The sequence below is a fragment of the Devosia sp. genome (genome assembly GCF_028290645.1).
Lineage (GTDB): Bacteria > Pseudomonadota > Alphaproteobacteria > Rhizobiales > Devosiaceae > Devosia_A.
In genome coordinates this window covers 1-7,766 of the sequence record NZ_JAQGJL010000184.1, presented here as the reverse complement: position 1 = coordinate 7,766, position 7,766 = coordinate 1, and the positions used below count along the sequence as shown (strand labels likewise).

Genomic DNA, 7,766 nt, shown 5'->3' with positions numbered 1-7,766 from the left:
AGGTCGGCGCGGCAGGCCGCGGAGCATATCGCCGCTCATCGTCACGCTCGCCATGCTCGCGCTCGAACGAGGACTTGCCTACGTGGTCAGCAGCACTGCGGTTTACGGCTTTCCGGACCCCCTGCTGCAGCTTGGCCGGGGCAAGATCTTCGACGTCCAGTACAGCGTGATCATCGCCGTGGCGATCTTCGTCATTGGCTCCTTCATCCTGACGCGGACGGTCACGGGCCTCCGCGTGTATGCCATCGGCGGCGACGCTAGGGCCGCCGAACTCTGCGGTGTTCCCGTAGGCAGCACCGTCGTGGGGCTTTACGCCACCAACGGCCTGCTTATCGGCATTGTCGCGGTGTTGGTCGCCGGCCGGCTCGGCAGCATCACGCCGACGATCGGTGCGCGCTTCGAGTTGGACGTGCTGACCGCCGCGATCCTCGGCGGCGTCGCCTTCGCCGGCGGCGCCGGACGCCCTCTGGGGATCGCCATTGGTGTCGCCACCATCGGTATTCTCAACGCTGGCCTCATCTTTGTGGGGCTCCAGTCCTGGTGGCAGTCGATCGCCATCGGCAGCATGCTGCTACTCGCGCTGCTCGCCGACCAGCTTGCCATCAGCCTCCGCAGCCGACGCACCAAGACTGCTCTTACGACCACAAGTGCGGATGCGCCGGGAGCTGAACCAGCGGTCGATGCTGCGCCAATTCAGACCTCGGTCGGGGGTGCCTCGTCCGTCAGTATTCCGGCATTCTCGATTAGCGGCGCACGCAAAACCTACGGGGCGCTGATAGCATTGGAAGAGGGATCGTTCAGCGTCGGCAAGGGCGAGATTGTCTGCCTCCTTGGCGACAACGGCGCGGGCAAGAGCACGCTGGTGAAGATCATCTCCGGCGCCATCCGTCCGGACGCCGGCGACATGGTGCTCGAGGGTAAGCCAGTCAGGTTCCACAGCCCGCAAGATGCCCGCGCCGCGGGCCTTGAAACGGTGTACCAGGACCTCGCGCTCTGCTCCAACCTGAGCATCACCCACAACATGATGCTAGGCCGTGAGGAACGGCGGATGTGGCTCGGCGTCTTTCCGGTGCGGGATGACCGCAAGGCTGCCGAGCAGTGTCGTGCGCGGCTTGCGGCGCTTGGCGTGACCCTAAGGGACGAGAACGTTCTTGTGCGTGCGCTATCGGGCGGCCAACGGCAGTCGATCGCCATCGCCCGTTCCCTCGCCGAACACGTCAAGCTCATCTGCCTCGACGAACCAACTGCCGCTCTCGGCGTCAAGCAAACCGCGCAGGTCGTCAGCCTCATCCGATCTATCGCGGCGAGCGGCACCGGCGTCATCCTCGTGACGCACGACCTTTCTACTGTCCGCGCCCTGGCCAACCGCATCGTTGTCCTCAGCCTTGGCCATGTTGTCTACGACGGCCCGGTGAAACACCTCACCGCTGACCAACTGTGGAGCCTGATGGCGGGCGGCACGATCGCCGCTGCCGTCTGAGCTGCTCACACAAGGCTACGGCCCGGTCAGCCATGCGACATAAAGGGTCCCTTGCTCAATTTTGCAGGGCAGGTCACGCTTCCGCCCCTACGCAACGCCAGGGCCTTTCCGAAATGCCGAGGCTCAATCCGTACCACGTGATCGAGGATGAGCAGGTTGGGTTATCGGCTCGCGTGGACCGCGCGTAGCTTCGTGTCCATCCCTCGATGAGGCCGTCGACGAAGCTATAGGGGCGGCTCAAGCGGCGGCTGCGCGAGGCCACGTGGCGGAGGTGTTGGTGTGGGAGGGCAACGTCGGAGCCCAGATGTTCGATAGCCGCAGTAGGGCTGATCGTGCTGACAAGTTGTAGCATTGGCGCAGCGGACGCATCGCGCGCCACCACGAAGCCGCCCGCTGCTAGGACGCCCCTTTGCGGTGGCGAGGGGCTTCCTTGAGAAGACCACCCTACGGCCTTGCCCTATTCCGGTCCAGGACCGCGTTGCGCTTCCGAAACCGGAGCACCAGATGCCCACCGCCAGCTGCGAGGAAGGCCAGGCCCCCCGGCAATGGGGCCGGGGGCCCCGACCGCGGGCCTGCCACCTGGCCCCCAGCCGTTGCCGTTGGCGTTCGGTTCTTGTCCACCGGCACGGCCATCGCCGGAAACATCGTCAATGCCGAGATGGCACAGACAAGGATGCCCACCTGAGCTTCATCATATCTTGGCCTCCTGTGTTAAAGGGGCAGCCGACACGTCGATGCCCAGCGTCGAGCCCACCTGGACGATCCCCATGCCCGAGCCTCGCAGTGTCGCCACCTTAGCCTCGGTTATCGGCAGAGAGGGCGGGACGCCCGAGGCGCTTGCCGTTGGCCTCGGCGCAGGAGAGGCCGGCGTTCACGCGGTCACGTATCATCGCCCGCTCGAACTCAGCGAACACGGCCAGCATGCCGAACAGGGCACGGCCCGAGGGCGTCGTGGTGTCGAGTGACTGCTGGTGCAGGTATGCGGCATAAATTCATAGAGGACTGGTCCCTGACCGAGGTGGGTGGAGGCGTCGGCCCCGCTGAGGCTTTGGTACTTCGGCGTCGAGGAAAAAAGGTACATGGACGACCGGTTCCGCGACCCCACTGAGGAGTACTCCTACGGTGTGGACCTCGAGCAGGATCGGGCAGAAGAGGCAGACTGAGAGGCTTTCCTCTACGCCGGGGCAGGCTCAGTCTCAGTGCCTTGCTCGGTGCCTTCCTCGACCTCGTCAAACTCAGGGTTGAGGTACTTGGCAGGTCGTGCGGAGGTATCTGCGCCGCGAATTGCGGGAATGACTGATGGCGCTCGGGCGCTAGGCATTCTTGACAACCCTCGGACCGCTCAATTGTCTGGCGATCCCGACGCGAGATTGAACCAATGACAAAGCTGCCGCCCTACTTCATGCCTCGGCCGGCCATGCCACCACCGACCAGAGGACGATTGCCGGGTTCGACAAACTGTTTGGGGAGGCAATCGGGGGGCAGGGTGGGGAAATCGACTACCAGCTGGACGCGCCGCTGTGGCAGTTCCTCTGCTACCTCGCCGACACCAAGGACATTGTGCTGCACGGCTCGACCAACCCCGATATCGAGGTCTTTGAGCCGCGCAAATCCGACGACGTCAATGCGTTCGGGGACCAGACGGCGGTCTATGCGGCGTCGGACGGAATCTGGCCGCTCTACTTCGCCATCCTTGACCGCCAGCGCTATCGTATGAGTCTGATCAACGGCAGTTTTCGGTCAAATCCGGCTTGGGCCGCGCGTCCCGCGGCTCTACCTTATGCGTATGCGCTAACGGATGCTCGACACAGCTCTTGGACCCATGGTGATCGGCTGGACCGACGCCGGGATTTCGCGCGTGCCGTTGCCGGGGGACACGCCGGAGGCGATGCGTGAGCGGCTGGAGCGGGCTGGCGGCACGGGAGAGCCGACGACCTGAGCAATGCGGCGCTTGGCGCGCTGAACTTGGCTGCCTCAGCGCGGCCAGGAGCCCGCCTCAACCTGCCGCCGCTCAAGATCAATCTCGGGTACGCCGCAATGAAGCAGCGATACCGGGGCGCAGGTAACGATATCTCGGCTAGTCGCCGCATGAGATCGCTTCCGGCCACTAACTGTGCAGTAGGCACGCTTCAGCCAGAACGACCTTCGGCAAGCGCCTTCGCTTTGGCTCGGATCGCCTGCGCGTAGGCTTCTTTCAGGCCCTCGCCCGTCGCCTTGACCATGGCGTTGCCAGGATAGCGCCTGATGAGCGTATCGATGGCCTTCTCCATCTCCGTGATCGCTGACAGGCCACCATCGGCCTTGTCGATCGCCACCGTGGCGATCAAGTCGTCCACCCCGTCGAACGCTTTGCCGGCGTCGCTGAGCTTATTCGTCAGGTTGTCCAAACCCTTGATCTTCATCCCCGGCCCTCCACGTCTGTGCGCAGCAAGGCGCTTGCAAAGAACGCTTCCGGCTCAAGGCCGGGTGCTCGTTTACGCGAATAAGCGGGTGCACGGCTGCCGTCTCTACGAGCACCTCGTTGATCATCGGGATCGCCAGCGGCCTTGCCGAGCTGCAGCGACCACGCCTGATACTCGGGCCGGTCGCGCAACCGGGACAGGGCCTCCATCCGGAACTCGAAGGCCATCAGGGTGTACGCCCGTGTCATTTCTGGATCGCTCCCTATACCTTCCTCCTCGAGAAAGCGGATGAGCCCGACGCTTCGGCCGGTCATGTCGCTGCGCTGCTCGTCCGACATTTCATCGACGAAGGTCAGCAGCCGCTTCATCAGGTCAATGTCGAGCGGCGTTTCGTTGACGGTTTCTAGGAAGTCCAAATGATTCTCCCTTACTACTCTCAGAAATAGTAACTCCTTGAAAAGGTGAGCGCCTTTTCTTTGTCCCGCTCCCCGAGCCCTAAAAGAGCGGTCAATAGTCCTGCGGTATGCGTAACGCCTGCCCGGGATATATGCGGTCAGGGTCGTAAACCTTGTATTTGTTCGCCGCGAAAATTCTTGGCCAGAGTGCCGCATCGCCATAGTACATCTGCGCTAACGTCGAAAGCCACTCGCCCTGCTTTACTTCGTGAACGATGAAGTTCTCGGGGACAGCTTCTATCCCGCCAGCCGTCATTCCTAAGGCGGATAAATCTAGTCCGTTGAGGGCCTGACTGACCGTTTCAAGGCTCTCTGGGCGATAGGGCGTTTTCTCGGGCAGGTTCTCTGGAAGATCGTGCCATCTGCGACGTGCGCTGACGCTGACCTCATATAGGTTCTGCGGCCCAGGATTCCGCACGCCTTCCGGCAGGAGGCCAAAGCCGAGCTGAATCAGCCATTCCTTCACATTCTCGGGCTTCTTCTCGCTCGCGTTTTCGAGGTTATCTCGATGGTCTGGCGCAAGTTCGTAGATGCGTGAGCTTTTTGAGATATCCAGCTCGAGTCCCGCGTTTCTCGCGCCATCCCAAATCCAGTCGAGAGGCTGATCTGATAGTCCACGGCGATCTCCGCCTCCTCCAACAGCGCCGTGCACGCCTGGAAACCAAACCTGCTGATAGGGGGATTTCTCGTCGGCAGGATCGGCTCCTCTCGCGTCGTTGAGGGCAACCAGATTGTCCCAGAGTGTGGGCGAAAAATCGAGGCGCGGCTCGTCGATCGCCACAGCGTGTCGGGCGCTTTCTACTATGGCACTCAACTCGAAGTTGTGGAACTGGTGCTCCCTATTCAGCTGAGCAGCGCCAGCAAGATAGTTAGGGACGCCTAGGGACCCAACCGTATCCCAAACGCCCAGGTACTTCACCTTGAGGCGGGGAAGGGCATTAGGCACGTAGTCGGCAAGGGACTTAGCCCTCCAGGCGTCTTCCTCGTCCGAAACACAGATGTGCGGTGCGCTCTCGCTGCGGAACCGGAACATGCGCTCGATGTGTTCGTTCGACGTGTTGCGTTGACGATAGAGTTCAACGGCTTCATTGACGCGCCCGACGTCGCGCCGCCGAAGAATTCCGCTATGGCTAAGCAGGCCAACAAAAGATCGCGCTGTAAAGGCACCCCTGGAGAATCCGAAGACGAAAATGTCGTCGCCGGGAGTGTAATTAAAGATGAGGGTGCGGTAGGCGTCGTTGAGGTTCTTGAGGAGTCCCGCTCCGAACGCACCGCCTTTAAATTCCTCGCCTTTTTCAGTCCCGACGCCCTCGTCGTAGAAGATGACTTGGGCAATGCCGTCCTCCGTGAGCGGGAGAACGCTTTCCGCGGTGAACAAGACATTTGTAGGGAAGGGAGCATCAATTTTGTTCCAGCTGCCGTCGAAACAAAACACCAGCCGTTTCTTGCGGTCTTCACTCATGGCCGTCCTCCGATACTAAGAGAGACCTGCGACGATTCTCAGCATCGTGTCCACGCGGCGAATGACGGTAACCCCATTCGAGCACACGGCACGGCCCGCAACTTTGGGAAATCAAGAGCCGCTAAAATGAGGCCCGTGATTGGTGTTACGTTTACGTAGGACGCCGATCACCGCTCTCTGCCCAATGAATTAGAGTAGGCGAAGGGCTCCCTTCCGACTTTCGTGAATGCTGCCAGCATGGCGAACGCTGCGGGCCGTCGTCGACAAAGGAAGCGCGGAAAAATACCGCTGAGCGGTCCCTTACCTTCAACACCAATTCGCCTTGTAGTCAGGCGTCCAACGCCGCGCGATACCCGCGTTGATGAAGATGGTCCCGATCGAGCTCCCATTTGGCAGTATCACCCGCACCAGCGGCCTGTGCTGCATGGTGGCATCAACCTCGCTAGAATCGAAGACCTGCACGCCTCCGATCTCCAGCAATGCGGACATCAACATCTTGGCAACGCGCCCGAGCTCGAGTTCCGCTTTACACTTGCTGTGCTGTATCTCAGGCGTGTCGTACCCCCGAAACAAAGGGGGCACCGTCGCCCATGTCGCGCATAGAAATGCCGTTGCACTTGATTGTGTCACCATCGACGGCTGAGAGCGTGGCACAGGTAATGAGCGTGCCTATCGGAGGCGCTGCGTAAGTCGGCGGGGACAAAGCGGTCAATGAAACCGCAATTGTCAACCATAAGGCGTGCATCATCCTGTTCCTCCAGAGTGCAATTCACCTCATGTCGCCACGAGGAGGTTCGGCAAGCGCGTCGCACTCTACAACGGCCTGCCGATCCTTGCCGAGCTCCGCGAGCACCCGGCGATGTGCCGACTGTGCAAATCGAGATCGCGGGCCGAGATTGACATGTGTGGACCGGCCCCCCGATCGCGACGCTGAGACACTGGAGCTGACCCATGTCGTTTGTGGTCGAGGATGGCACCGGCAAGGCGCCCCATCGTCTCGCGCGCGGCGCGGGTCATCTGCTCTGTCTCACGCCGCTGCTCGCCGCATCGGGCTGACCCATGCCGGCGTCGGCAAGGTCTGCATGGTGCGGCTGTGATCCGCGCATCCGACGTCGTGATTCATGCTGCTCGGCACGGCCTTGATCGTCGGCATCTGCCTGCTCGTCGGTTCGTCGCCTGATCAAGCTCAACTGGATCTCCCGGTGGAGGCGGGACCTTTTTGGTTGAAGGTGAACGGGTGGCCGAACGGAATCTGCCAGCCACCCGTTAGCAAAGCTCCTGAAGATCGCTACGAAGCGAGTTAAGGCAAGTAGGTGCCGGGCCGGGATTTTGTTGGGCAGCGTTCCATCGACAACGATCACTGAAGGATAGTACATGCCCTTGGGCATGAAGAAACCAACGCAAGATCAAGTCGAAAGGCATCGTCGCCGGGCTAAACACGAGGCTCGGCGCCGGCGCAGCGCTCGGCATCGCCGGCTGCTGCGCATCCATAGGAAGCCAAGTGTCGTCTTCACAGGGGAGAAGGTCACTCGAGTCCGCTCAAGACGTGAACCGGCGAGAGCACCCGAGACGCTGTGTTTCGATCGCAGCCCGTCCAAAACGCTGGAGTTCTTAGACGGACTTCGCCGCAAGATGCTGAGCTCGGTGTTCAAAGAGAACAACACTTGGCTGCCGGGGGACGCGGTCGGCAACGCACAGGTAGCGACGTACATCGACTTCCGCTCAATCAAAAGCGTCAGCACCGCTGCTGCCCTAGTTTTGGCCGCGGAGTACGACCGAGCCCGCCAGCTCGGCGGTGCGCCGGCACCGGTGTTTGATCTCGATGAGTGGGACCCCGAAGTGTTCGAGACTCTTTGGCAACTAGGCTTCTTCGAAACGGTTGGGCTGACTCTCGGTGACGAGGAAAAGGCCGTGGTGAACGAAGATGTCATGACCCTGCGCTTCGTCAGCGGTTCGGACGCCGCCGA

At 61.5% G+C, this 7,766-nt stretch carries 7 protein-coding genes; 3 read left to right on the top strand and 4 right to left on the bottom strand.

Features of this window, described 5'->3' with window-relative positions:
* Nucleotides 1–1,480: ATP-binding cassette domain-containing protein (locus JWQ89_RS10225; RefSeq protein WP_299640675.1), on the top strand; the 1,480-nt coding region annotated here is incomplete at its 5' end.
* A 794-nt stretch (nucleotides 1,481–2,274) separates the two neighbouring features.
* On the opposite strand, the gene JWQ89_RS10220 is transcribed toward JWQ89_RS10225, so the two are convergent.
* The gene (locus tag JWQ89_RS10220) at nucleotides 2,275–2,403 is read right to left on the bottom strand and encodes a recombinase family protein (protein ID WP_299640674.1); all 129 of its coding nucleotides are present in this window, start codon (nucleotides 2,401–2,403) and stop codon (nucleotides 2,275–2,277) included.
* 875 nt (nucleotides 2,404–3,278) lie between these two features.
* Here JWQ89_RS10220 and JWQ89_RS10215 point away from each other — a divergent pair.
* Nucleotides 3,279–3,419, top strand: a complete 141-nt coding sequence (locus tag JWQ89_RS10215; protein ID WP_299640672.1) for a hypothetical protein — start codon at nucleotides 3,279–3,281, stop codon at nucleotides 3,417–3,419.
* Between the two features lie 190 nt (nucleotides 3,420–3,609).
* On the opposite strand, the gene JWQ89_RS10210 is transcribed toward JWQ89_RS10215, so the two are convergent.
* From JWQ89_RS10210 to JWQ89_RS10200, 3 genes are all read right to left on the bottom strand, one after another.
* The gene (locus JWQ89_RS10210) at nucleotides 3,610–3,882 is read right to left on the bottom strand and encodes a hypothetical protein (RefSeq protein WP_299640671.1); all 273 of its coding nucleotides are present in this window, start codon (nucleotides 3,880–3,882) and stop codon (nucleotides 3,610–3,612) included.
* On the bottom strand, nucleotides 3,879–4,298 hold the full coding sequence (locus JWQ89_RS10205) for a hypothetical protein (RefSeq protein ID WP_299640669.1): 420 nt from the start codon (nucleotides 4,296–4,298) through the stop codon (nucleotides 3,879–3,881). Before JWQ89_RS10205 ends, JWQ89_RS10210 begins: the two co-directional genes overlap by 4 nt.
* A gap of 91 nt (nucleotides 4,299–4,389) precedes the next feature.
* Complete coding sequence (locus JWQ89_RS10200) at nucleotides 4,390–5,799, bottom strand: DUF2235 domain-containing protein (RefSeq protein ID WP_299640667.1); 1,410 nt, start codon at nucleotides 5,797–5,799, stop codon at nucleotides 4,390–4,392.
* A 1,632-nt stretch (nucleotides 5,800–7,431) separates the two neighbouring features.
* Here JWQ89_RS10200 and JWQ89_RS10195 point away from each other — a divergent pair.
* The coding region (locus JWQ89_RS10195) for a hypothetical protein (protein ID WP_299640665.1) at nucleotides 7,432–7,766 on the top strand (335 nt) is incomplete at its 3' end.

Coding starts and splice junctions, on each gene's coding strand:
- JWQ89_RS10220 (WP_299640674.1), bottom strand. CDS start 2,403: ATGCTGGCCGTGTTCGCTGAGTTCGAGCGGGCGATGATACGTGACCGC.
- JWQ89_RS10215 (WP_299640672.1), top strand. CDS start 3,279: ATGCTCGACACAGCTCTTGGACCCATGGTGATCGGCTGGACCGACGCC.
- JWQ89_RS10210 (WP_299640671.1), bottom strand. CDS start 3,882: ATGAAGATCAAGGGTTTGGACAACCTGACGAATAAGCTCAGCGACGCC.
- JWQ89_RS10200 (WP_299640667.1), bottom strand. CDS start 5,799: ATGAGTGAAGACCGCAAGAAACGGCTGGTGTTTTGTTTCGACGGCAGC.